21 protein-coding genes, 1 pseudogene and 1 riboswitch are annotated in these 23,983 nt (G+C 48.2%); of the genes and pseudogenes, 15 read left to right on the top strand and 7 right to left on the bottom strand.

The features are described from left to right. Window positions 1-50: 50 nt before the first annotated feature. Window positions 51-1,232: an IS256 family transposase gene (locus DP119_RS06970; protein ID WP_112232194.1), complete on the bottom strand. Its 1,182-nt coding sequence runs from the start codon at window positions 1,230-1,232 to the stop codon at window positions 51-53. Between the two features lie 247 nt (window positions 1,233-1,479). Between DP119_RS06970 and DP119_RS06965 the strand changes: the two genes are divergently transcribed. The 6 genes from DP119_RS06965 (at window position 1,480) to DP119_RS06940 (ending at window position 7,022) form a co-directional block, all read left to right on the top strand. After that, a complete protein-coding gene (locus tag DP119_RS06965) occupies window positions 1,480-2,814 on the top strand; it encodes a PQQ-dependent sugar dehydrogenase (RefSeq protein ID WP_112232192.1) in 1,335 nt (444 codons plus the stop codon). A 375-nt stretch (window positions 2,815-3,189) separates the two neighbouring features. Continuing rightward, window positions 3,190-3,299: riboswitch (TPP riboswitch) on the top strand. Window positions 3,300-3,427: 128 nt separating this feature from the next. Further along, complete coding sequence (locus DP119_RS06960) at window positions 3,428-4,435, top strand: ABC transporter substrate-binding protein (protein WP_112232190.1); 1,008 nt, start codon at window positions 3,428-3,430, stop codon at window positions 4,433-4,435. Next, complete coding sequence (locus DP119_RS06955) at window positions 4,435-4,728, top strand: thiamine-binding protein (protein WP_112232188.1); 294 nt, start codon at window positions 4,435-4,437, stop codon at window positions 4,726-4,728. Before DP119_RS06960 ends, DP119_RS06955 begins: the two co-directional genes overlap by 1 nt. Further along, window positions 4,728-5,495: an ABC transporter permease gene (locus DP119_RS06950; protein WP_112232661.1), complete on the top strand. Its 768-nt coding sequence runs from the start codon at window positions 4,728-4,730 to the stop codon at window positions 5,493-5,495. Before DP119_RS06955 ends, DP119_RS06950 begins: the two co-directional genes overlap by 1 nt. Beyond that, entirely contained in the window at window positions 5,488-6,231 is a 744-nt protein-coding gene (locus tag DP119_RS06945) for an ABC transporter ATP-binding protein (protein WP_112232187.1), read from the top strand. Before DP119_RS06950 ends, DP119_RS06945 begins: the two co-directional genes overlap by 8 nt. A gap of 56 nt (window positions 6,232-6,287) precedes the next feature. After that, the gene (locus DP119_RS06940) at window positions 6,288-7,022 is read left to right on the top strand and encodes a YwaF family protein (RefSeq protein WP_112232185.1); all 735 of its coding nucleotides are present in this window, start codon (window positions 6,288-6,290) and stop codon (window positions 7,020-7,022) included. A gap of 101 nt (window positions 7,023-7,123) precedes the next feature. On the opposite strand, the gene DP119_RS06935 is transcribed toward DP119_RS06940, so the two are convergent. Further along, window positions 7,124-7,975, bottom strand: coding sequence for a MurR/RpiR family transcriptional regulator (locus tag DP119_RS06935; protein WP_112232183.1), 852 nt, complete (start codon window positions 7,973-7,975; stop codon window positions 7,124-7,126). Window positions 7,976-8,106: 131 nt separating this feature from the next. On the opposite strand from DP119_RS06935, the gene gnd reads away from it, so the two are divergent. The 7 genes and pseudogenes from gnd to DP119_RS06905 all read left to right on the top strand — a co-directional run bounded on the left by gnd (window position 8,107) and on the right by DP119_RS06905 (window position 16,026). Next, complete coding sequence (gnd, locus tag DP119_RS06930) at window positions 8,107-8,988, top strand: phosphogluconate dehydrogenase (NAD(+)-dependent, decarboxylating) (RefSeq protein WP_112232182.1); 882 nt, start codon at window positions 8,107-8,109, stop codon at window positions 8,986-8,988. A gap of 30 nt (window positions 8,989-9,018) precedes the next feature. Further along, window positions 9,019-10,362 carry a GntT/GntP/DsdX family permease gene (locus DP119_RS06925; protein ID WP_112232180.1) on the top strand — a complete coding sequence of 448 codons (1,344 nt, stop codon included), beginning with the start codon at window positions 9,019-9,021 and terminating at the stop codon, window positions 10,360-10,362. A gap of 62 nt (window positions 10,363-10,424) precedes the next feature. Continuing rightward, complete coding sequence (gntK, locus tag DP119_RS06920) at window positions 10,425-11,969, top strand: gluconokinase (protein WP_112232178.1); 1,545 nt, start codon at window positions 10,425-10,427, stop codon at window positions 11,967-11,969. A gap of 336 nt (window positions 11,970-12,305) precedes the next feature. Next, entirely contained in the window at window positions 12,306-13,169 is an 864-nt protein-coding gene (locus DP119_RS06915; RefSeq protein WP_068869134.1) for a phosphotransferase family protein, read from the top strand. Window positions 13,170-13,257: 88 nt separating this feature from the next. Further along, window positions 13,258-13,770, top strand: coding sequence for an NUDIX domain-containing protein (locus tag DP119_RS06910; RefSeq protein WP_112232176.1), 513 nt, complete (start codon window positions 13,258-13,260; stop codon window positions 13,768-13,770). Window positions 13,771-13,955: 185 nt separating this feature from the next. Beyond that, a pseudogene (locus tag DP119_RS15980) lies at window positions 13,956-14,078 on the top strand (cupin domain-containing protein); the annotation flags it as partial. Between the two features lie 100 nt (window positions 14,079-14,178). Further along, window positions 14,179-16,026 (top strand): beta/alpha barrel domain-containing protein, encoded by a 1,848-nt coding sequence (locus DP119_RS06905; protein WP_338066447.1) that lies wholly within the window; start codon window positions 14,179-14,181, stop codon window positions 16,024-16,026. Window positions 16,027-16,131: 105 nt separating this feature from the next. On the opposite strand, the gene DP119_RS06900 is transcribed toward DP119_RS06905, so the two are convergent. The 5 genes from DP119_RS06900 to DP119_RS06880 all read right to left on the bottom strand — a co-directional run bounded on the left by DP119_RS06900 (window position 16,132) and on the right by DP119_RS06880 (window position 21,259). Beyond that, a complete protein-coding gene (locus DP119_RS06900; protein WP_068869137.1) occupies window positions 16,132-17,496 on the bottom strand; it encodes a vWA domain-containing protein in 1,365 nt (454 codons plus the stop codon). Window positions 17,497-17,719: 223 nt separating this feature from the next. Continuing rightward, window positions 17,720-18,196, bottom strand: coding sequence for a DUF948 domain-containing protein (locus DP119_RS06895; protein WP_112232172.1), 477 nt, complete (start codon window positions 18,194-18,196; stop codon window positions 17,720-17,722). Window positions 18,197-18,385: 189 nt separating this feature from the next. Beyond that, window positions 18,386-19,087 carry a Na-translocating system protein MpsC family protein gene (locus tag DP119_RS06890; protein ID WP_068869139.1) on the bottom strand — a complete coding sequence of 234 codons (702 nt, stop codon included), beginning with the start codon at window positions 19,085-19,087 and terminating at the stop codon, window positions 18,386-18,388. A 489-nt stretch (window positions 19,088-19,576) separates the two neighbouring features. After that, the gene (locus DP119_RS06885) at window positions 19,577-20,665 is read right to left on the bottom strand and encodes an FAD-dependent oxidoreductase (RefSeq protein ID WP_112232170.1); all 1,089 of its coding nucleotides are present in this window, start codon (window positions 20,663-20,665) and stop codon (window positions 19,577-19,579) included. Window positions 20,666-20,677: 12 nt separating this feature from the next. Next, window positions 20,678-21,259 (bottom strand): CDP-alcohol phosphatidyltransferase family protein, encoded by a 582-nt coding sequence (locus tag DP119_RS06880; protein ID WP_068869141.1) that lies wholly within the window; start codon window positions 21,257-21,259, stop codon window positions 20,678-20,680. A 186-nt stretch (window positions 21,260-21,445) separates the two neighbouring features. Between DP119_RS06880 and DP119_RS06875 the strand changes: the two genes are divergently transcribed. Both DP119_RS06875 and DP119_RS06870 read left to right on the top strand, forming a co-directional pair. Next, complete coding sequence (locus tag DP119_RS06875) at window positions 21,446-23,329, top strand: FAD-dependent oxidoreductase (protein ID WP_112232168.1); 1,884 nt, start codon at window positions 21,446-21,448, stop codon at window positions 23,327-23,329. Further along, window positions 23,326-23,973, top strand: coding sequence for a TVP38/TMEM64 family protein (locus tag DP119_RS06870; RefSeq protein WP_112232166.1), 648 nt, complete (start codon window positions 23,326-23,328; stop codon window positions 23,971-23,973). Before DP119_RS06875 ends, DP119_RS06870 begins: the two co-directional genes overlap by 4 nt. Window positions 23,974-23,983 lie beyond the last annotated feature (10 nt).

The following is a 23,983-nucleotide window of genomic DNA, read 5'->3' as shown; positions in this document are numbered from 1 at the left end:
GTCAATAATTATGTGTAAATAAGTAAAACCTTTTCTTGTATGTATGCTGATTAAGCCTGTTTAAACATCTCAGACAGCTCTGCACGAGCTTGATCGAATCCGATATGGCAGCGGGTGGAGAAGTTCTGATTATAAATTTCGAACTGGGAAACCAGGAAACGATCCAAGGAATCTTCGTTCGGGAATTGCTCTTTGCGCTTGCTGTATTTCTTCACTTTCTTGCTGAACGACTCGATGAGATTCGTTGAATAGATGCTTCGCCAAATGGATTTGGGGAAGTCATAGAAGGTGAAGATATACGAATTCGCTTCCACCGATTTTGTCACTTTGGGGTAAGCCGTTTTCCACTTGTCGACAAAGGCTATCAGCGCCGATTCACCCAGTTCCCGGCTCTCTGCCCGGTAGACCGATTTGAAGTCGTCGAGAATCTCCTTTCGATCGGTGACGCGGACTTTGTGGGCAATGCCACGCGACAGGTGCACGCAACACGCCTGATACTTTGCGTCCGGAAAGACCGCGAAGATGCGATCGGTGATGCCTTTCAAGCCGTCGGAGATAAACAGAAGCACCTCTTCGACGCCACGCTCCTTCAAGTCCAATAGGACTTCTTCCCAAACGAATGCGGATTCCGTGGGCGCTACTGTATAGGCCAGCACCTCTTTCGAACCGTCCTCTCGAATGCCGACGGCAATATAGACGGCTTCCTTGGATACGGTATCGCGCTTGAGTGAAATATAGGTTGCATCCAAATAGACGCACACGTAGCGGGCGTCCAGCGGGCGGGATTTGAACGCCTCCACCTGTTCGCTCATCGCTTTTGTCATATTGGAAATGGTTTGCGGCGTGTAGTGATGGCCGTACATCTTCTCGATCAGTTCCGAGATTTCGGACATCGTGACGCCTTTCTGGAACATGTGGATGACGAAGGACTCCAGCGTATCGTTCGAGCGCTTGTATGGTGCAACCGTCTGTTGGTTGAATTCGCCGTTCCGGTCCCGCGGCATCGAAAGCTCCAAATCCCCGTACTCCGTATGGAGTGTCCGCGTGTAGGCACCGTTGCGGGAGTTGCCCGAGTTGAAGCCGATGCGATCGTGTTTTTCGTAATCCAGGAAAGCCGTGAGTTCTGTTTGGAGAAGCGTATTGACTGCTGTCTCCAAGTGCACACGGAAAACTTCGGAGATGTCTTCTTTTTTTACTAGAGCTTGCATAATATCTGTTGTAAACTGAGTCATAGGGAAGGCCTCTTTTCTGTGAATTGGTTGTGGTGACTTAATTCTACAAGAAAAGGTCTTCCTTTTTCTATTTATTCATTTACACAAGATATTTTACGCTCTCTTTCCAAATAATTAGGATGACATTGTTCTCAAAGCTGTTTCATATTTCAACTAGAACCTGGAAGTCTTAACCAAGTTTTAATATTAGGTTTTAGGGGAACTGAATATATAGTGTGGTAAATAGAAAAAAAGGGGAGGAACAACATTGACCAAATTTTCGTGGCCAAGATTAATGTCCCTCACAATGCTAAGCTCTGTATTGGCTTTGGCGGCATGCGGCAATGATGAAACTACAGAAGAAGAACCAACTGATGACTCGGACGCTGCAACAGAAGAAAGCACTGACTCGGATGCTACAACAGAAGAAAGTGCTGAAGAAGGCGCTGATGAAAGCGCTAATGAAAGTGCAGAAACCGAACCAAAAGTCACTGAGTTTGAACCAGCATTTCCGGAACAAACAAGAGCACCTGCAGTAGAGACTGAAACGGAACTTGATGAGGAAGTTGTGGTTGACGGTCTTGGCGTGTCTTGGGGCATGGAAGAATTTGATGCGAACCGCTTACTTGTGACGCAAAGAGATTCAGCAGAACTCCTTATTGTGGACCTTAACGAGTACTCTGTCTCAGAACCGATCGAAGGGACACCAGAAGTAAATAACGAAGGCCAGGGTGGCTTGCTCGATGTAACCGTTGCACCTGATTTTGACGAATCAAGAATGGTATTTCTGACGTTTTCCCAAGATGTTGAAGGCGGTACGGTAACGGCTGTCGGTAAAGGTGCTTTATCAGAAGATGAAGCTTCGCTTGAAAATTTTGAAGTCATCTTCCAAGCAACGCCAGCATATGATGGTGACTTGCACTATGGCGGGCGGATCATCTTTGATGAAGATGGCAACCTATTCCTAACGACAGGTGAGCGTTCAGATGATCCGATTCGCGAACGTGCACAAGACTTGGATGCTTATTTAGGTAAAGTCATCCACATTACACAGGACGGAGAACCAGTGGATTCTAATCCATTTATCGAAGATGAAGACGCACTGGACGGGATTTACAGCTATGGTCACCGTAACATTCAAGGGATAGACTACAACCCTGAAACCGGAGACTTATGGATTGTGGAATTCGGCCCGCAAGCTGGGGATGAACTGAATATCATTGAACCAGCCAATAACTATGGATGGCCGATTGTTTCTTATGGTATCGAGTATACTGGTGAATTGATCAATGAGGGTATCTCAGAACATGATGCGCAAGGCTTTGTAGAACCAAGATATTATTGGGACCCAACAAGTGCGCCGAGTGGCATGTCATTCTATGATAACGATGCAATTCCTGAATGGGAGAACAACCTGTTCATCGGTGGTTTAGCACCGAATTATATTGTGCGTGTCGTTATTGAAGATGACATCATTGTTGGAGAAGAGCGCCTATTGACTGAAGAATCCCAACGTTTCCGTGACATTCTTGTCACTGAGGATGGCGCGCTTATCGCAAGCACCGATGGCGGTATGATCTATAAGATTACTGCAGCAGAATAAATTGAAGCAGTTGGGTGCAATGAGGAAAATGATACTGATGAAGATGACGCTGAATTAGTATTATTCCCCAAAAGCGGCCAATCTTATGTCGATATCATGAATCTAAGGCGCTTAGCGATTTTAAAGAAGCAGGCATTTATGGAAATCGATAAATGCCTGCTTTTTTTGATGTTTGTGCAGATTGAAAAGATAAAGGCAGCGGAATGATGCACAATACCCTTGCTTGAAGCTGTGTATAGGATTAATAGTGAAACTGTTTAAATGTATTGAATCTCCGCGAAACGGTGTGCGGGACGGCGAAAATAACGGACAGCGCTTGAACATCTCGGTGAACTGTGACAAGATAGACCTTGAAAGACAAATGCTAATTTCATAAAACACATGTGGGGGAATCGGTGTTGCCGATTGAGAGAATATCCGTGAGATATTGACCCTTGGAACCTGAACTGGCTAATACCAGCGGAGGGAACATATTCAAATCGGTCTATTCTGCGATGATATGCGCCCAAGGTTTCTATAACCTTGGGCGTTTTTTTGTATCCGCAATTGGATATGTCCCCTGAATCAGCTCCTGAAATCATCTTTTATGGATTCATTCAGAGGGGGAAACAATATGAAAAAATGGACGATTGCCATCGCACCGGTAGTGCTGATGGCGGCATGCACAGAAGAAGCGGAAAATCCGGGAAGCGATGTGGCGAATGAACAACAGGGATTACAACAAGTAACGATGGTCTTGGACTGGACGCCGAACACCAACCACACCGGATTGTATGTGGCACAGGAAAAGGGCTATTTTGAAGAGCAGGGGCTCGATGTCGAGATTATCTTGCCGGGTGAAGCGGGCGCCAATCAATTGGTTGCTTCCAACCAGGCGGAATTCGGCATCGGGGCACAGGAAAGCCTGACGGAAGCGAGAGTGCAGGGCATCCCTATTGTTTCGATCGCCGCGCTCATCCAGCACAATACTTCCGGGTTCGCATCACCGAAGGAAAAAGGCATCGAATCGCCGAGTGATTACGAAGGGAAGACTTACGGCGGCTGGGGAGCGCCAGTCGAAAAAGCGGTGCTTGGGTCCATCATGGAACAGGAAGCGGCTGATGTGGAAAACGTCGACATCGTCAATATCGGCAACAGCGACTTTTTCACGGCGGTCGAACGCGACATCGATTTTGCGTGGATCTATTATGGCTGGACGGGCATTGAAGCCGAACTGCGCGGCGACGAATTGAATATGCAGTATTTGACGGAGTACTCGGACAAACTGGATTATTATACCCCGATCCTGATGACAAACGAAAACATGATCGCAGAAGATCCAAAAACCGTTCGGGCATTCACTAAAGCTGTGTCGGCAGGCTATGAATTCGCCATCGATGAGCCGCAACAAGCAGCGGACATCTTGATCGAGTCGGTACCGGATTTAGAGCCGGAACTGGTGAAAGCGAGCCAGGAATGGCTGTCGCCGAAATATCAGGACGATGCCGCAAGATTCGGCGAACAGCAAGAGCAAGTGTGGGCGGACTACGCTGCCTGGATGTTCGACAACGGGTTGCTGGATGAGGAACTGGACGTCGAGCAAGCATACACCAATGAATTTTTACCGGAGGTGGAAAACTGATGGGCAATGCATTACTAAGTATTCAAATCATCCCGAAAACGAAAAATGGGGAAGATGTCATTCCATATGTCGACAAAGCGATTGCCGTCATTGAAAAGTCAGGCGTCAAATACCAAGTCAATCCATTGGAGACGACGATGGAAGGGGATCTGGCTCAGTTGTTTTCGATTGTCGAGGAAATGAACGAGGAGATGATCGGGAGCGGCAGCCCGAACGTCATCTCGCAAATCAAAGTGCTGTATCAGCCGAGCGGGGCGTCGATGGACAACTTGACGGAGAAATACCGGCCGTGATGCTAGTGCGAAAAGGATGGAGACCGATTGTGGTCCTCATCCTTTTATTGATCATCTGGCAAGTGCTGGTGCCGCTTTTTGAAGTGCCGGAGTGGTTATTGCCGAACCCTTATCAAATCGGGCTGGAAGCGGTAAACAGTTGGCCAAACTACAGCGGGCATTTGTTTGCGACGATCCATCTGTCGATCCTCGGCTTTCTCATCGGATCGTCGGTCGGCCTTGGCGGCGCGATGATGCTCCATCTCGTGCCGAAGCTGCGGGAGACCTTTTACCCTTTGCTGATATTATCGCAAAACATCCCGATCATCGTGTTGGCACCGCTATTGGTCATTTGGTTCGGCTTCGGCTTGCTGCCGAAACTGATCATCATCATTCTCGTGTGCTTTTTCCCGATCACCATCGCGGCACTCGACGGGTTCAGGCAGACGAGCGGCGAATTGCTTCATTACATGAAAATGGCCGGAGCCGACAGACACGAGATTTTTTGGAAGCTCGAATGGCCGCATGCGATGCCGTCGATCTTCTCGGGCTTGAAAATTGCGGCGACCTATAGCGTCATGGGTGCCGTCATTTCCGAATGGCTCGGTGCGCAGGAGGGCATTGGCGTCTATATGACGCTCGCCTCGTCGTCGTTCCAGACGACGCAAGTATTTGTCGCGATCTTGTTGATCATGAGTTTGAGCATGCTGTTTTTCGCGGCGATTGTGTTACTCGAAAAGCGGATCATCCGCTGGAAAACGAGCGGGGGAGGGAATTTGAATGGCTGAATTGGCGATTGAGCAATTGACGAAAAGCTTTGATGGGACCGAAGTGCTGAAAGAGTTATCATTGAATATAAGAGACGATGAATTTGTCGCCGTGCTCGGCCCTTCCGGCAGCGGTAAAAGCACGTTATTTCATTTAATTGGCGGGCTTTATGAGCCGGATGCAGGAAGTATTCTATTGGGCGGCGAGAACATCAACGGCCAAAAAGGCTCCGTCAGCTATATGCCGCAAAGCCCGTCGCTGCTTCCGTGGCGCACCGTGCTGGACAATGTTTTGTTAGGGGCTGAGATCGCCGGTCACAAAGACCAGCAAGCAGCCATTCAAATGATGGAAAAAGCAGGCCTGGCAGGTTATGAGCAATCGTATCCGCACCAATTGTCCGGCGGCATGAAGCAGCGCGCCGCCTTTATCCGCAGCCTATTGAGCCCACAGCCGCTCATTTTGCTGGACGAGCCGTTTTCAGCGCTGGATGAATTCACCCGTTCGGAAATGCAGAAATGGCTGCTTGATATTTGGCAGCATAATAAACGCTCGATTCTTTTCGTCACGCATAATATAGAAGAAGCTTTGTTTCTCGCAGACCGAATTCTGGTGTTATCAAAAAAACCTGCGCGTGTCCTCGCTGAGTTTAAAGTGGGTTTCGCGAGGCCGAGAGCAGAAGACATCACTTTGACAGAAGAGTTTCTGCAATACAAGAAGGACATTTATAAAGTGTTGAAGAAAGGGACAGGGGAATAAGGTTTTAAGCGCATATTGAAGTGGTTTTCGAACTGGATACAGAAGGAGGGGCAGCGATGGATACGTGGTTTGGTGCAAGATCCGATTATCCGTTCGAGCTTTTTTCCGTAAGCCATCTAGTGGTACTGGCAATCGCTTTGACAGGGTTCCTTTGCCTGATCCTTTTGAGAGATAATTTAGCCGCTAAAAATGCCTTGTTCCAGCAATTACGCTGGCTGCTTTTTCTTGTGCTGCTCATCTCTGAAGTGTCCTATCAATATTGGGCCATTAGCCACGAGTATTGGAGCTTCAACCGTTATATGCCGCTCCATCTATGCGGCGTCGCTTCTATCACCGCCATGATCGGCTTAGTCACTTTGCACCCATTTTGGATCCGCCTATCTTTTTTCATCGGCATCGTGCCCGCGGCTTTGGCACTGGTGACGCCGGATATGCCGTATGATTACCAGCATTACCGATTCTGGAAATTCTTCGTCCATCATACGGCGATTGCCTGGGCGTGTTTGTTTTTGGCTTTGGCTAAGCCAAACGCACTCACATGGCGCTCGGTGTTTTCGGTTTACGGCCTTCTGCTCGCCTATGCTGCACTCATCGGGTTTTGGGTCAATCCACAGACAGGCTCGAATTATCTTTACCTGTCGCAGCGGCCTTCTACCGTTTCGCCCTTGGATTTTTTCGGGGAAGGCATCTGGTATTACATCAATCTATGTTTGACTGCCTTCTTTTTATTTGCGGCTCAGTATGCGGTATTTCGCTGGCTGTTCAAGAAAACAACGCGTGAAGAAAACTAAGTGAGCCGAAAAGCTGAAGAGACGGATATCTTTGATTTGATTGCTAGAAAAGCTGGAACCCGAAACGGTTCCAGCTTTTTTGTTTGCCTGGATTCCAATGCCTACAAGCGTTTCTGTGACATGGCTTCACGCATATGGCGGAGTGCCGTCTTGCCTTCGTCTCCGCGTGCGATCATGACGTTCGTGTAGAGCGCATCGATCAAGCTGAGTTGCGCGATGCGGGAAGCGAGGGCTTCCGAGCGGAAATCCGTTTCTTCCGACAACGTGTACAGGACAATATCCGCCTCTTTGGATAAAGGTGATTTAGCGAAATTGGTTACACAGACGATCGTCACTTCTTTTTCCTTCAAGACGTGAAGCACTTCGAGGACGTCGCGCGTGCTGCCGGAGTGGGAGATGACAATGGCCACATCGCCTTTGGTGAGCTGCGATGCGGACATGAGCTGCAGATGCGCATCCATGTTCATCGCCACGTGAAGGCCGAGGCGGACGAATTTATGATAGCCGTCCATGGCAATCATCGCAGACCCGCCGTTACCGAAAAATTCGATCTTGCGGGCGGATAGCACTGCGGCGACTGCTTGTTTCAGGGCCTCTTCATCGACGATCTGCAAAGTATCTTCTAGCGTCTTGATATTGGAACGGAATACTTTTTCAGCCACCGTTTTGACTTCATCGCCTTCTTCGATCTGTTCGTGGATATCCTTTAGTGGCGCCACGACTTCGGCGGCCAGTGCGATTTTGAACGCCTGGAAGCCTTTGAAGCCGAGGCGCTGGCAGAAGCGGAAGACGGTCGATTCTGCCAGCCCGAGCTCATCGGCAATTTGGTTGATCGTCAAATGGATGATGTTGCGGGGGTCATTCAAGATGTAATCGGCGATTTTCTTTTCCTTTTCACTGAAATTCCGGTAATTGCCACGTATGGCTGCCAATGCGAATTGTTGTTGTTTCATTCTGCCACGCCTCTTTCTGTTGCTTGAAGTTTTTTTATATTTCTATCATAACATGCTTGTGTATGGAAAAATTTTTGATATACTGAGTTCATTAAGGAAAAATATTCTTTTATTCTACAGGAGGTTATATGATGGAAATCGGAATCATCGGATTGGGCAAGATGGGGAAGAACTTGGCACTCAATTTAACAGATCATGGCCACACAGTGGTAGGGCATGATGCAAATGCCTTGGAAGTAAGCGGTTTCAAAGTTGCGGGGTCGCTCGAGGAATTAGTGCAGAACCTTCAGGCGCCACGCACGATGTGGTTGATGGTGCCGGCCGGAGAAATTACGGAATCGGTCATCGCTCAATTGGTGCCGCTTTTGGACAAAGGCGATGCCATTATTGACGGAGGCAACTCGAACTACAAGGAATCGGAGCGCCGCGCTGAGGAATTGAAAGCGAGCGGAATTTATTTCTTCGACTGTGGCACAAGCGGTGGAACGGAAGGCGCGCGCCACGGGATTTGCGCGATGATCGGTGGGGACGAAGAAAAGTTCAACGACATCGAACCGCTGTTCCGCGACATCTCAGTCGAAGGCGGCTATCTCTATGCAGGCAAATCAGGCAGCGGGCATTTCATGAAAATGATCCACAACGGCATCGAGTACGGCATGATGCAATCGATTGCTGAAGGATTTGATATCCTCCACAAAAGTGATTTCGATTATGACTATGAAAAAGTGGCCGGCGTCTGGAACAACGGCTCGATCATCAGCTCTTATTTGATGGGCTTGACGCAAAACGCTTTCTCGAAAGACGAAAAACTCGATGGCATCAAAGGGGTCATGAACTCTTCAGGAGAAGGGAAATGGACAGTGGAAACGGCACTTGATTTGAATGTGCCGGCACCGGTCATCACGATGTCACTGATGATGCGCTACCGTTCGCTCGAAGACGACACGTTTACAGGAAAAGTCGTCGCAGCGCTTCGCAATGAATTCGGCGGGCACGCAGTCGTCAAGAAATAAACCATCGTTTATCGGATAGGGGGAAATCAAATGGCTGGTTCAACATTGATCATGATCGCGGTCGCAAGCATTTTCGTTTTGCTATTTTTGGTCATGCGCACGAAATTGCACGCATTCGTCGCATTATTATTGGTAAGTTTACTGCTCGGCATCGCGGCAGGCATGCCGCTTGGGGATGTTATTCAATCGATTCAAAACGGCATGGGCGGGACACTCGGCTTTGTTGCAGTCGTCGTCGGCCTAGGTGCCATGTTCGGGAAAATGCTTGAAGTTTCCGGCGGCGCTGAGCGCTTAGCGGCAACGATGATCGCCAAATTCGGGGAAGATAAAGCACCATGGGCTCTTGGCGTTACAGGTTTCATCGTTGCCATTCCCGTATTCTTCGATGTCGGTTTCATCATTTTGGTGCCGATCGTCTACAGCTTGGCGAAAAAGACCGGCAAATCGCTTTTGCATTACGGGATTCCGCTATTGGCGGGCCTCGCTGTTACACATAGCTTCATCCCGCCGACTCCGGGGCCGATTGCGGTTGCGGAACTGGTCGGGGCGGAACTTGGCTGGGTTATCCTGTTCGGGGTGCTCGCAGGGATTCCTTCCATGATTCTCGCGGGGCCTGTTTTTGGACGCTACATAGGGAAGCGCATTCACTTGACGATTCCGGATTACATGGATATCAAAGAACAGGAATACGATAAAGAATTGCCGAGCTTCGGCATGATCATTTCCTTGATCTTGATTCCGCTTGTGTTGATTCTCTTCAACACCTTGTCAGCCGTCGTGTTGGATGAAGGGAACCAGATCCGTGAGATCTTGACTTTCCTTGGCCATCCATTCGTCGCCTTGACGATCGCTACGATTCTGACGTTTTTCTTCCTCGGCACACGCCGCGGCTATTCACGCCAAGAAGTTCAAGACATTGCAACAAAAGCACTTGAACCTGCAGGGATCATCATCCTCGTTACAGGGGCTGGCGGCGTGTTCAAACAAGTGCTCATCGATTCAGGTGTAGGTGATGTGCTTGGCCAAATGATGGGCGATTCTGCGCTTCCGCCGATTGTTTTGGCGTTCATGATCGCTTCTGCGGTCCGTGTGGCACAAGGCTCCGCTACCGTTTCTATGGTAACGGCTGCAGGATTGATCGCACCGCTTCTGGAAATTACCGGAACAACTGGACCAGCACTTGGCTTGATTGTTATTTCCATCGCTGCAGGCGCTACGGTTTTGTCCCACGTAAACGATTCCGGCTTCTGGCTTGTTAACCGTTATTTCGGGATGAGCGTCAAAGACACCTTGAAATCCTGGACCGTGATGGAAACCATCATCGGCCTCACCGGATTCGTGGTAGTATTGGTTTTAAGTTTCTTTATCACATGAGTACAGAAAAAGAAAAAGGGATTCTCCTTTTTCTTTTTCTGTTATAAGGAAGGAAGAAGAACATGGCTGCACAATCCTATTATTTAGGGGTCGATATAGGGACCACTTCCACAAAAGCTGTCCTATTCAATAAAGCGGGGCTAACCAAAGACAGCCATACTGTTTTCTATCCCTTGCATACGCCGAACCAATTGACCGCCGAACAGGACCCGGAAGAAATTTTCCGCGCTGTCCTGACAGCAGTCAGAGAAACTTTGAGAAAAAGCGACATCAGCAAAGAGTCATTAAAGCTCTTGTCGTTCAGCTCGGCGATGCACAGCCTGATTGCGGTGGACGCCGAAGGGGAGCTGTTGACCAATAGCATCACTTGGGCAGATACAAGAAGCTCGAAGCATGCGAAGCACATCAAAGAAAACTTGAACGGCCATGACATCTATTTGCGCACCGGCACGCCGATACATGCGATGTCGCCACTGTCGAAACTGTTGTGGCTGCAGGATGAAAAACCGGAAATCTGCCAAGCTACCGCGAAGTTCATCAGCATCAAGAGCTATATTTTCCATAAGTTCTTTGGGGAATATGTCGAAGACCATTCCATCGCCTCCGCTACCGGCTTGTTTAATTTAGAACAGCTCGACTGGGACCAAGGCGCACTGGATGTGTCTTGTGTAACGAAAGAGAAATTGCCGCGCCTTGTGCCGACGACCGAGCAGTTTACAGGAGTCGCCCCGGAATTCGCTGCGTTCATGGGCATCCGGGAAGACGTTCCGTTTATCATCGGGGCAAGCGACGGCGTATTGGCCAATCTCGGCGTCGATGCCATCGATCCCGGCGTCATTGCCGTGACCATCGGGACGAGCGGTGCCATCCGCACGGTATCGCCGGTGCCGAAAACCGACCCAAAAGAGCGGACCTTCTGTTATGTATTGACGGAAAATCATTGGGTCATTGGCGGGCCGGTCAATAACGGCGGCATCATTTTGCGCTGGCTGCGCGATGAATTCGCATCATCTGAAGTGGAAACGGCGAAACGCCTCGGGATCGATACGTACGACGTGTTGACGAAAATCGCAGCAACCGTAAAACCGGGAGCTGACGGGCTGCTGTTCCATCCTTATTTGACAGGGGAACGGGCACCGCTCTGGGATGCCAACGCGAGAGGTTCATTCTTTGGCCTCAGCATCCATCACCAGAAGCAGCATATGATCCGTGCCGTTTTAGAAGGCATCGTTTTCAATCTGTATACTGTGCTATTGGCCGTTGAGGAATTGACGGGAGAGCCGGCACGCATCCAAGCGTCCGGCGGTTTTGCCCGCTCAGAGTTGTGGCGCCAGCTATTAGCAGACGTCTTCGACAAGCCGGTCATCATCCCGGAAAGCTTTGAAAGTTCCTGTCTCGGCGCCGTGGTCCTCGGCATGTATGCCACGGGCGAGATTGAGGATTTCAGCATTGTCTCTGACATGATCGGCAGCACCCATACGCATCATCCAGAAACGGAAGCGAGCAATATTTACCGTGAACTGCTTCCGATCTATATCCGTTTGTCGCGTTTACTGAAAGAGGAATACGAAAGCATTTCCGATTTCCAGCGCAAGCATATGAAATAACGACAAAACCCGAAGCTAATGGCTTCGGGTTTTTCTGATTTGCCGATTAATTTGTTATATGGGCGAGGGAGCTTTTGCGGGAAGGTTCTGAAAACAACATGAATGTTAAAGAGCTTTTGATAAACTAATATTTATAAGTGCAGGTCAATGCTGGGCTGGATAGATTGCTGGCATACACATTAAGAGTCAGTATGAAACTCGTTTTATTATTCGGCCCACAAGCTGTCGGCAAAATGGTCAATAAATACTTAATGTTTTTAGAAATCGCTATCCATTCTGTTAGCTATCTGGACAAAAGGAAGTCAAGACATGACTAAGAACTGAGGTGAGCGGCCTATGCTGAATCAGGTGTTAAAACAATTCAAGCTGCAAGCAATTTCCATTAACGAAGTCGAAGATTCTTTCAGTTCAATGGTTTACAAATGCACCCTGCAAAATGGCGAATCCGTCTTCGTGAAAATCCCGTATACCCGCGTAAAATACGAGCGCGAGCTGTCTGCTTATAAAATCCTCGCTGGGCATGTCCCGATTCCACAGCTGCTCGATCATTGGGCGGGTGACGATAAATGTCCGCGGGCTTTTCTGCTGTCCGAACTAAAAGGGAAGCCTTTGTCCGCAACAGCTTCTCCGGAAATTGCGTATCAAATCGGCGCCATGCAAGCATCTATGCATCAAATCACACCTTCTAACAAGACAGCACTCGGCGCTATACAAAACGAATTCCCCAATTGGCATGAATTTATCGCGAAACAGTTTTATAGCTTTGCGGAAGATGTAAAAGAAGTATTGGATGAAGATTTGTATATGGCCAGCTTGCGCAAGTTTGAGGAGATGAAAGGCGAGCTTCCAGAACCGGACGGGCCGAGTTTCGTCCATATGGATTTCCGCCCAGCTAATATCATTGTAGATGAAGGCCAGGTTTCCGGCATGATCGATTTTGAAAGTGTGCGCTTCGGGTCGACAGAAATTGATTTCACTAAAATTCACCGTGATTTTTTAAAAGCAGACCCTGTCTTGCTCGACTCTTATGAGGAGGGCTATAATAGCATCCGGCCGATGATCGATTTGCGAGCCGTCTTGCCTTTTTATCGTTTCATTGATGCTTTTAACAGCATCGGCTGGAGCCAAAGGCGGGGCCTAAAGAAGAATTTTACGTTCTATGAAGCCAATTTGCGGATATTGAAAGAGATGCTGCAGTAGTGAACTTGTGTTGCAGAATAGCTTGTCTTAATATGCAAGAATAAACTCACCTTCCGATAATGCAATCAAAAGGAAATAGAGGTGCCGCATGGAAAATCAAACTTTTGTAGATTGGGACGGACAGATTATAAGCCTGACCTGGCAGCCCTATGAACAGCTCAAAGCAAGCGACCTCGTGACAAGTGTTCACGGCTACTGCTTTTTCGATGGAAAACTTGTGCTTGTTCAAGTAAATGGGCGAGGGTTTAATGTTCCCGGCGGCCACATAGAAAAAGGGGAAGTTCCTGAACAGGCATTGCGCCGGGAAATATACGAAGAAGCATACATAGAGGGAGATCTCGCTTATATCGGTGCAATTAAAGTGGACCATTCGGAAAACGAGAGATTTATGGAAAATGGTAAATACCCAAAAATCGGATATCAACTTTTCTACCGAGTGGATATTACGAAATGTTTTCCGTTTTTGCGTCAACACGAGACCACCGCGCGCATTTGGGTAGAGCCGGAAGAAGTTCCATATGTGATGAATGACCATGAAATAGCGTTGTTAGTATTAAAAGAAGCGGTGGCGAACAAAAAAATGGGTTCAACTATTGAATAAAGATCAATATTTACAAAACGACTTCGCTCGTCTGTGCAAAGCCTCCATGGGCAATTGCACATTGGACAAAGCTTGAGAAAGATAGAAACGATAATAAAGAGACAGGAGGCAAATCAATGATTAAGGGCCTTTACGAAGCGCATTAACCGGTCCGGGATTTAAAACGGTCCATGCAGATTGTGTTAGAAGGCGAAATGTTTGTCATTCAAAAAAATACGGAGCACAAGCCATTTGCCGAGTCGCATGCGAGCATCTTGCTAGTTGAACCTAAAGGCGTCGTCAATACAGGCGATATTCAAAGTGGATAGACGGCAGAAAATGATGTGTGGATCTAAACGGTTTTTTCATGAAATTTGCGCTTTCGCCTTGTGAAATGCGATAGAATAACAGCATACTTTGATTTAGGACGTGATTTTCTTGCCGGATTGGACTTATCATACGATGTTTGAACCGGCACTTTCCCGCTTGCCGGCAAAAGCCGGGAGAGAATTTATCCATAAGGGCATGCACAGAATTGCCTCAATTCCTGGCGGCAGCAAGTTGATTGAATATTTGGGGCACACGGCTCCAGCCAAGCAGCTGGAAACGGAGATTTTTGGGTTAAAGATCGCCAACCCCGTCGGCTTAAGCGGAAAAATCGACCCTTTGCTTTCCGGAACCAAGGCATTCAGCCATTTGGGAATGGGCTTTATCGAGGTCGGTCCGGTGTCGTGGGAACCAGTGGAAGCGGGTTCGCCATCATTCAGCGACTCAAAAGATCATTTGGTTTTTCCATACCATCTAGAATCACCGGGCCTCAAGCGAACGATCGATAAGCTCGAGAAGCTGAAACCGTTCAGTAAGCCGATTTTCATCCGGATAGAAAAAAGCGGTTCTTTGGAACAAACGTGTTCTTTATTGAACAAGCTGTCCGCGTATGGAGAAGCGTTTATCATTGAAGAGCCGTTCAGCGAGGAACAGCGGAAGTCTTTAAAAGAAGCGATTAACGGCAAGCCGATATTATGCGCTTATTCCGTGCGTAGAATCGATGCGGCTATTTTGGAGTTGGCGGTTACTGAGTCATACATAGATGGAATCGTCATCGATGAACTGGGAATAGACACGGGCGAAGGCATTGAATATCCGATCGAACAAGCTGGACTGCTGGCTGAACAAGTATCCGCCATCCGACAGCACAGCAAAGTGCCGGTCATCGTCTCGGGCGGTATCGTTGAGCCGAAAGATGCGCTGGCTTTATACGGGGCTGGAGTGGATTTAATGATGCTCTCTAGCGGGTATGTCAGGACCGGACCCGGATTGCCGAAACGCATCAATGAAGGCTTGCTCGACCAACGAACAGCTTCGCCTCCAGTGTACGATGGCTGGATTTGGCATTGGCTATTCGGATTGTTCATGTTCCTTGGCGGGGCCGCGGCCATGCTTGTCAGCATGACCCTCGTCCTCATGCCTTATGACGAGGCATTTTTGAACTTATCGCGAGAAGAACTCATGGCGATCAATCCGAATATTTACCGTTTCATGCAGCATGACCGAATGACCGTTGCCGGGACCATGGTGTCGGGCGGCATTCTCTATATGCAATTGGCGAGGCACGGGGTCCGTCACGGCCTGCAATGGGCGAAACGCGCCATACACTTTGCAGGCGTATTGGGATTCCTCGGCATTTTACTGTTCATCGGATTCGGTTATTTCGATTGGCTCCACGGCATTCTTTGGCTCATTCTATTGCCGTTTTTTTGGAAAGGCTACCAGGCATCGAAAAATCATAGCGGACATTCGTCTTCGCGCAACCGCACGAACCACCAAGCCTGGAAACAAAGCTTGTGGGGACAGCTGGCGTTTGTCTCACTCGGATTTGCGCTCGCAGCAGCCGGGCTTGTCATTTCGACGATCGGCGTGAACGGCGTATTCGTCCAAACCGACATCGCCTATATCTGCATGAGCCCTGAACAAATTGCTTCCATAAACGAACGGCTCATCCCTGTAATTGCACATGACCGTGCGGGGCTTGGCAGTGCCTTGATCAGTGTCGGATTGCTCGTGTTGATGCTCGCGCTTTGGGGATTCCAGGAAGGGCAGCGGTGGGTCTGGTACACGTTTCTGTTTGGCGGCCTGCCGGCGTTCGGTGCAGCCATCATCATTCATTACGTCATCGGCTATACGAGCTTTATCCATATCTTGCCAGCGTACGTGGCTTTATTGCTATTCGCAAGCGGGTTGATAATGTCCCGCAAGTTCTTTTTTTACCGATTATAATCCCGCACGAAAAAAAGACAGCCCCTTGGCTGTCTTTTTTATACTTCCTAAGCAACGAAAATGTCAAAGAAGCCAACAGGTTCGCAGTCGAAAATCCGCAGCGTTTCAGTCTCCGTTTTCCCGCAACTCTTCACGTTCCTCTTTCGCTTTATCGCGCGTTTCTTCTCTATGATCGTTGCCGCCGCTGCGAAGTTCTTTGCGCAAATCATTGGAAGTTTCTCGCGCAAATTGCCTCATATCGATCGCGGTCGCGCTAATCAGCTTGCGGACTGCCGCCCCGTCGATTTCGGCAGCTTCTTCTAATTCATAACTCAGTTCCTTGAATCGGGTTTCTTCGTCATATGTCGCATTGATGAATTCGGTCTCCTGGTCGTATAATTCGTTGATCCGTTCGGTTTCGGACTTGTACACTTTATTTAGATTCTCGGATTCCCATTGGTACCATTCGTTAATGATTCTCGTCGTTTCCTTCTCAAAAAATGCTTTTAGCTCCTGGTCATTGCGCACGGTAGAATAAGTGCCGTCGCCAGCATCAGCTACATCTTTCAATTGTTTCTGCCCATCATTTTCTACGTCGAAACCGATGATGTTGACTATCGCTTTTGCGCCGGACTGGTTCAATTGCTCCGCCTGTTTCACCGGGTTGCCATTGCACGTCTCCATGCCATCGCTCACCACATAGATCAGGTTTTCAGACTCCCCGCTTTGGTCATCGAAATGATTCTGTGCGGATGCCAAGGCAGAGGCAAGGGGAGTCCAACCCGCAGGTGAGAACGAATCGAGCGCAGCGGTGAACTGCTCTTCATCGAATTCGCCCAATTCGTACACTTCTTCAATCGCTTCGCAGGACTGTTCTTTATCTGCGGCTTTATCTGTCCCTTTATGGCCATATACCGTGAGGGAGACGTTTGCCGAGTTAGGCAGTCCACTAACGAAAGAATCGACTGCCTCTTTTGCGGATTGAATTTTAGGGATGCCGCCGACATCAGCTGCCATGCTGCCGCTGGAGTCAAAAAGAACAGCGATATTAACTTGTTGTTCAGGCGATCCTTGTCCATTCACTTCGCCCGGCTGTGCGCTTGCCGATTCAAAAGACGTATCGACATTGGAGATAAATTCCTCAAATTCCCGGTAATCTTCGCCGGCCAGTGCCAGCATTTCCAAATAAACAGCTTCTGCCGATTGCTTTTCAGTCTGATCTGCCATTTGTTCCAACACGGCGTCTTTCTCATACTGTTCACCGCTATACGGCGCATTTGCCAAATCCAGCTGCAATCGCTCTTCAACCGTTGAAAATTGAAGCGAAGATGTATCGACTTCATTGATTTCTACAGCCGATTCTTCCGTAGCAGAAGGGGAGTCGGCGGCCGTTTCTTCTTTTTGCTGTGCATTGTCATCTGCTGCAGAGCAGCCAGCCAACCAGAGAAGCGTTGCGGAGAGAATGAATAATTTGTTCGTTTTCATGATCATGTGAATAGAAGCACCTCCAGGTCAATGTGAAAAATCCATCAATGCCGCCAATAGAGTGGTGGCAAATATGTACAATTTAAATGGTAATATATTCTTATTATCTTTTTATTAATTTATGTTGTCAAATTAAGTATTGATAAATACATACCCATTTATCCGTAAAGCATTAAAAACCCCCTTTCCGTAATCGAGACGGGAAGGGGGTGAGCTGTTTGCAAAACAATTAATACGTTTTGATTTGTTCTTTTCGGACGGTGGATTCTGGATTATAAGCTTGATCCTGGCTTTTTTTCTTGTCCAGATATCTCATTAAGCCTGCTGCATTATTGCTGTACTGGTTGACTTGAAAACGGTTGGCGGGATCGTCTTCGACTTTTTTGGAAATGCCAGACGTAATGCTGCGGACCACCGAATTCATGTCGACGAATGAATTGATCGTTCCTTTTGCCCCGTCGACCAAGACGGCCACTTTCTCGGATTTTTGCTGGATGTCTTCTTTCAATTCATTTGTCGTGTGCTGCAAATGAGTCGTCTCAAGCATCAGTTTGTCCATGCGGTCTTTCAAGTTGTCTGCCGACCCTTTCATTTCTTTCATCGGCTCCTTGATGCCGGATAGCAGCATGACGACACCGACGACGGCGACAATCAGGCCAAGGACAATGATTCCAAGTGCTATGTAAAGCCAGATAATCGGATTCATATAAACTTCCTCCTTTTTAGTTTGTGTAGTAAGCCATACCCGTTTTAGGCAATCTTTAACACAAAACTTAGGAGAGTGGCCAATCGCTGTGGCAAGGAGCTTCAGGTCTATCGATACTTTTACTTGTGTGGATAGGGAATTCGCTTGCTGGAGCCTTCATTGAATAAAGGTGGGTGACGGCGCTGTTTTTTAGAGCCGGGGTTCAGCGGAAAGGATGAACGCAATATATCCGACGTCTTGGCTAAAGTTCCAATCCATGAAAATTTCATCAATCTCCCTCTGCAAGGAATGGTTCAACGGAGCGGCTTTCAGAAGTTTTTGTTCCAAAGGGCGTTTCGTCAATTTCAGTATTTCAATAAACCCTTCCTCAATTAATGCTTTTTCGATGCCCACCAAAACGCCGCTGCGCTTTAACAGCAAAGTTCGATTGCTCATCCACATGGTTTCAATCGTATCCGGGATGCGCGCAGCTTCTTCGTTGACCCGTTCCACTTGTTTATGGAAAATGTCGCGGTCTGCCTCTTCCGGCCATTCTAGTGGATCTTTAATGTCTTCTTCACCCATTACGCCAATGAACATGCCGCTTTTTAAGGTCAAGTTCCAGTCAGCGTATAGTTCGGTGAATTCCAGCTGGGTAATGGCCCAGAGCTCATTTAAAATTTCTGGTTTCAAGGCATTGAACATGAAATTGCGTGTTTCCAATACTCGTTTGCCTTCTTCTTGATCGAGCAGGATTTTTTCCATGGGGCTGACAAATCCACGGAAATGAATCGTAATATAAGGCCTTTTCATTGTGACGTAAACAGAAGCCGGGCCTTTGCCAAAATGTTGGCGCAGCAGATTTGAAATATACCCCGAAACTTCTGATTGAACAGGTCTTGCATCATGCATAATTACTGGCTCCTTTCCGGCGTATCGCTGCCGGCTAGTTCGTTATACTTTCTCTGTGTTTTTCTAGTCATTTAGAAGGCCTTTGGGAAGCGCTTTTCGAATCCCTGGGAGCTTTCGGCTTGTAAGGGCAAGAGGGATTAGTGGAGGCAGTCGTTGAATTGCATTTAAACGTCTATCCATTTGCTTGCTGCTTATAACATAAAAAAAGACGCCAAAAAGAATGATTCATTCTCTTTGGCGTTATTCCCAGCTCTATTGTCAGGTATATACTCTGCGCAATTCCAATATGGCAGCCTGTGCTGCATTTTTAACTTCCATTCAGCTAGCTGTCATGGAGGCCCGCAGGATGGCCGCGGGATGTGATTTAACTACTGTATAAAGAATTATAGCGAGAATGGGAAAAAATTTCAAGATTTGATTGCAGAATAAGCTCAAGCCACAATGCTTTTTGAAAAGGCTTCGCTATATGAATAGAAAAATAATCATCGTTCATCGATAGAGATCCTGGTATTGCTTCATGAATTTCCTATCAATCAATTGCTTGAGTTTCCAGGCCGATTTGCCATGCATGCTCCATTTGCCGTAAGTCAATAAAGCTTCACCGCCGCCTGTGGAGAGAATCGCAACATAACGTTTTTGCGGAATGAAGGAAGCCAATTGCTCTCCATCGAGAAAATGCAATAGGTTGTCCCATAGCACAGGGCCTTGGCGGACTGCATAGACGCCGTTTTTCGCAAGATCTGGATAGCGGTCGATCGAGACGCAGTCGCCTGCTCCGAAAACTTCCGGGTAACGTGTCGATTGCAGCGTCTCTTTGACAGCGAGAAACCCGGCGCGGTCTACTGGCATACCAGAGTGCTCGAATAGCGCCGAGCTTTTCGGGCCAGTCAGCCAAAGGACGCCTGATTGGGGGTAGGAGTCGCCATTGCTCGCGGTAACGGACATTTCATCAATCTGTTCTATTGTTATATCCGTAAAAAAAGGCAGCGCTTTTTTACGGGCGATTGCCTCCACTTTTTTGGAAGCGGCCGCTCCGTGAGCCGACAGCAACGCGCCGGAACTGAACAATAAAGCAGCAGAAAATTGGCGCGGCATGCGCCAGGCGTGAGTAGAAAAGGCCAACTCCACGCCCGATGCGCCGCCTCCCACAATGACCGGATTGGCGGATTCCCGGAACTTCAGCAATTGTTCCGGGAAATGGTAGTTGGGCTTGATTGGCGAGATGTATTTTTTTAGCGCTTCGGGGATATCGGCCTGTGACCCGATGTCGAAAGACACTGCATCATAAGAATAAGTCACGCCTTGCTGACCTGTTAGTGTGCGGGATTTTGGATCGATGGAACAGATGGTGTCTTGATAAAAAGCTACGCCGATTTTTTTGGCAAGTTGATTCAAGTCAATGCGAATGTCATCCAAACCGTAAACCCCTTCAGTGAAGCCTGAGAACATCCCTGAATAGTATTGATAGGGAGCAGGCGAGATGAGCACCAATTGCACATCTTCCCGCGGCTTTTTTGCGAATTGGGCAAGGCAATGTAAATGGGCGTGGCCGCCGCCGGCCAAGACGATAATTTTCATGTTCAACACTCCTTACGACAAAATCCGTTTGGCTTCGGCCATGCGCTGAAAAATGGTGAAAATCTGGACGGCGATAAACAATAGGGTGGTCGCCGTCAAATAATCTGTCAAGAGGATCATCAAACTAAATAAGATAAACCCTTCTGTCCGTTCTGCAAGACCGGCTTGATAATAGAATGATTTCATGCCTTGCTTTTCGGACAGTGCCCCGACGGTCAAGAAGACGGTCATGGCGACGATAATCGATGCGCTCAGTAACAATAAAGCCCACATCGAATCCGGAAAACGGAAAGCAAGGCCTAAGATGACGCTGATTTCCACCAGCCGGTCAAAACTGATGTCGAGGAGCGTTCCCCATGGTGACGGTTTTGTTTTTCTCGCCATTGTCCCGTCGACCACATCCAAAAAACCGGATAGCCAAAGCGCGATAAGCGCCAAGGCAGGCTGATCCAGGTAGATGAAGACACCTGACGACAAGCCGATGGCAAATGCCGTCTTGGTCACACCGTCAGCCGTCCAGCCTTTTTTCAATAGATAATCGGCAGTTTTATCGACTGCTGGTTGTACATGTTTTCTAGCATATGTATCAAGCATATGATTCACCTTTTCATGTAAAAGATATTCTAAGTATAGAGCATATCATCGTTTATACCCCCGACGGAACTCTTTAAACTGAGAGGATTTTTTATAAGCAGACTATTCAAGGGCAAATAAGGGTAAGTGTATAGAAGTCTTTGTTAAGATGTATTTAATTCACGACTAAGAAAGGATTTGGTAGAAATGGCCAAAAAATATGATATTGCAATTATCGGGGCAGGAGCAGCAGGCCTGACAGCCGCCTTCACAGCAGCTGGATTTTCAAAAAAGACCGTTCTCATCGACAAGAATCTGCCAGGCGGGGAATGTACATGGTCCGGCTGCATTCCGAGCAAATCGCTTATCAATATCGCGAAAGAAGTCCATCACGCCAAAAAGTATTCACCTGAGCTAAAAATCGATACTTCGGAAGTATTGAAAGACATCCAAAAGGTCATTCAAAAAGTATACGCCGGTGAATCGCCGGAAGTATTGAAAAAATCCGGCATCGACTTTCTCAATGCCTACGCCACGTTCACGGGGCCGAATACATTGGACGTGGAAGGGGAAACGATTGAAGCGAAAAAGATCATCCTCTCGACGGGCTCCACTCCGATGGTGCCTCCGATTGATGGCTTGAGCGAAGTCGATTACCTGACGAATGAAACGATCTTCAAACTGGAATCCTTCCCGAAAACGATGACCATTTTAGGCGCTGGCCCAATCGGTGTCGAGATGAGCCAAGCGCTCAACCGTCTCGGCGTTAATGTGACGCTGGTTGAAAAATCGGAGCGCATCCTGTCAAACGACGACGAGGAACTCGCGTTAATGGTCCAGCAGCGCCTTATCAAGGAAGGCGTGACAATCCATGTGGGCGCAGTAGCGGTAAAAGCTGCTCAACAAGGCAGTCAAATTGAATTGACAGTCGAGAAAGACGGCAAACAAATGGCCATTTCAAATGAAGGGCTTCTCGTTGCACTCGGCCGACAAGCGAACGTCTCGGGCTATAACCTGGAAACGGCCGGTGTCGAGTACGATAAGAAACGCATCCATGTGGATGAACATATGGAAACGACTGCCAAAGGCATCTATGCCATCGGAGATGTCGTCGGGCCTTATCAACTATCGCATATGGCGAACGCACAAGGCATCACCGCGACACAAAATGCCATTTTGCCGATCAACCGCAAAATGAATTACGACCATGTGACCTGGTGTACATACACCGACCCGGAACTCGGCCATTCTGGTTTGTCTGAAGCGCAGGCACGCGAACAATACGGCGACTCGATCCGTGTTTACGAACACGATTATGCGGATATCGACCGTGCCAATACGAAACAAGGCTCGATCGGCAAAGTGAAGATCGTACTCGATAAAAAAGGCTATATCCTTGGGGCGAGCATTCTCGGCGACAGAGCTGGCGAAATCATCAGCCAAATTCAGACACTGAAAACACTCGGCATCAATATGGGGAAATTGTCCAGTGTCATTCACCCGTATCCAACGTATAGCGAAGTGCTAGTGAAAATCGGCAAGAAAGTCTATGTCGATAATTTGCTGAATCAACCAGTGGTGAAAACTTTTAATAAAGCAAAAGACGGCGAGTTGCCTGTCGGAAAAATCGGCTTGTATGGAGCGGCAGCGGTGGCTGGGATTGGAATAGCCAATATGGCCATCCAAAATAACGCCAAGCCAAAACTTGGCGTAAAAAATGGCCGCCTCAAGGAAATGCCCTCGACTCCGAATGCCGTTTCCTCCCAGACGACTGACCGCGATAAATTCGTTCCAGCGTGGCCATACAACGGCAGCAAAGAGCAGGCGAAAACGAACGTGATCGGCATGCTAAAAGGCTACGAAGGCGTCCGCATCGCGCAAGTGAACGACAATTACATCCATGCTATCGCGACGAGCAAACGGATGAAATTCAAGGATGACATCGAGTTCTACTTTAATGATGCAGCCCAGCTAATCGAATTCCGCTCGGCGTCACGCGTTGGATATTCCGATGCAGGGGTCAACCGCAAACGTTACGATGAAATGAAAAAACGCTATTCCAGTATCTCGACCCACACGCGTAATTCATGAATAAAAAGCGCGTCATCAAATGGCTGCTTTTGGCTGTAGCGATAGGCATAGTCATTTGGCTCAGCCGCTCGGTCTTTGAGGTGGAGGCGGAAGATCTGCGCAGCTGGATTGTATCGTTCGGGCTGTGGGCGCCGGTCATGTATATAATCGTCTACACCATCCGGCCGCTCCTATTTTTCCCAGCCTCGGTGTTATCGATTGCCGGCGGCCTGGCTTTTGGTGCCTGGATGGGTACGCTATACACCATCATGGGCGCAACGTTAGGGGCGATGTTGTCTTTTCTTGTGGCCAAGTCAGTGGGAAAGAGCATCGTGACAAAAGAGTGGACAGGAAATGCCGCGAAATTCCAGGCGCAAATGGAACACAACGGATTTCTGTATGTCCTGCTGTTTCGGTTAATCCCGGTCATCAACTTTGACTTGATCAGCTATATGGCGGCGATCGCCAAAGTGCGGTTCACCTCATTTGCCTTCGCAACATTGATCGGCATTATTCCAGGAACATTTGCCTATAATTTTCTCGGCAGCAGTTTTCTAAGCAAAAACCCGAAGATTATTGCAGCGGCGGTCGTTGTGTTCGTCATCTTGACGGTCGTTCCGATCGTAATCCGCAAGCGCTGGAATCACAAAACGGCGACAAACTGAATGGATCGGA

Origin of the sequence: Planococcus maitriensis, assembly GCF_003289925.1 — a bacterium.
Taxonomy (GTDB): Bacteria; Bacillota; Bacilli; order Bacillales_A; family Planococcaceae; genus Planococcus; species Planococcus maitriensis.
This window is presented reverse-complemented; position numbering and strand designations above follow the sequence as displayed.

Excerpts from the sequence above, each read along its gene's own strand:
- DP119_RS06970 (WP_112232194.1), bottom strand. The coding sequence starts at position 1,232 with ATGACTCAGTTTACAACAGATATTATGCAAGCTCTAGTAAAAAAAGAA.
- DP119_RS06960 (WP_112232190.1), top strand. The coding sequence starts at position 3,428 with ATGAAAAAATGGACGATTGCCATCGCACCGGTAGTGCTGATGGCGGCA.
- DP119_RS06955 (WP_112232188.1), top strand. The coding sequence starts at position 4,435 with ATGGGCAATGCATTACTAAGTATTCAAATCATCCCGAAAACGAAAAAT.
- DP119_RS06950 (WP_112232661.1), top strand. The coding sequence starts at position 4,728 with ATGCTAGTGCGAAAAGGATGGAGACCGATTGTGGTCCTCATCCTTTTA.
- DP119_RS06945 (WP_112232187.1), top strand. The coding sequence starts at position 5,488 with ATGGCTGAATTGGCGATTGAGCAATTGACGAAAAGCTTTGATGGGACC.
- DP119_RS06940 (WP_112232185.1), top strand. The coding sequence starts at position 6,288 with ATGGATACGTGGTTTGGTGCAAGATCCGATTATCCGTTCGAGCTTTTT.
- DP119_RS06935 (WP_112232183.1), bottom strand. The coding sequence starts at position 7,975 with ATGAAACAACAACAATTCGCATTGGCAGCCATACGTGGCAATTACCGG.
- gnd (WP_112232182.1), top strand. The coding sequence starts at position 8,107 with ATGGAAATCGGAATCATCGGATTGGGCAAGATGGGGAAGAACTTGGCA.
- DP119_RS06925 (WP_112232180.1), top strand. The coding sequence starts at position 9,019 with ATGGCTGGTTCAACATTGATCATGATCGCGGTCGCAAGCATTTTCGTT.
- gntK (WP_112232178.1), top strand. The coding sequence starts at position 10,425 with ATGGCTGCACAATCCTATTATTTAGGGGTCGATATAGGGACCACTTCC.
- DP119_RS06915 (WP_068869134.1), top strand. The coding sequence starts at position 12,306 with ATGCTGAATCAGGTGTTAAAACAATTCAAGCTGCAAGCAATTTCCATT.
- DP119_RS06910 (WP_112232176.1), top strand. The coding sequence starts at position 13,258 with ATGGAAAATCAAACTTTTGTAGATTGGGACGGACAGATTATAAGCCTG.
- DP119_RS06900 (WP_068869137.1), bottom strand. The coding sequence starts at position 17,496 with ATGATCATGAAAACGAACAAATTATTCATTCTCTCCGCAACGCTTCTC.
- DP119_RS06895 (WP_112232172.1), bottom strand. The coding sequence starts at position 18,196 with ATGAATCCGATTATCTGGCTTTACATAGCACTTGGAATCATTGTCCTT.
- DP119_RS06890 (WP_068869139.1), bottom strand. The coding sequence starts at position 19,087 with ATGCATGATGCAAGACCTGTTCAATCAGAAGTTTCGGGGTATATTTCA.
- DP119_RS06885 (WP_112232170.1), bottom strand. The coding sequence starts at position 20,665 with ATGAAAATTATCGTCTTGGCCGGCGGCGGCCACGCCCATTTACATTGC.
- DP119_RS06880 (WP_068869141.1), bottom strand. The coding sequence starts at position 21,259 with ATGCTTGATACATATGCTAGAAAACATGTACAACCAGCAGTCGATAAA.
- DP119_RS06875 (WP_112232168.1), top strand. The coding sequence starts at position 21,446 with ATGGCCAAAAAATATGATATTGCAATTATCGGGGCAGGAGCAGCAGGC.
- DP119_RS06870 (WP_112232166.1), top strand. The coding sequence starts at position 23,326 with ATGAATAAAAAGCGCGTCATCAAATGGCTGCTTTTGGCTGTAGCGATA.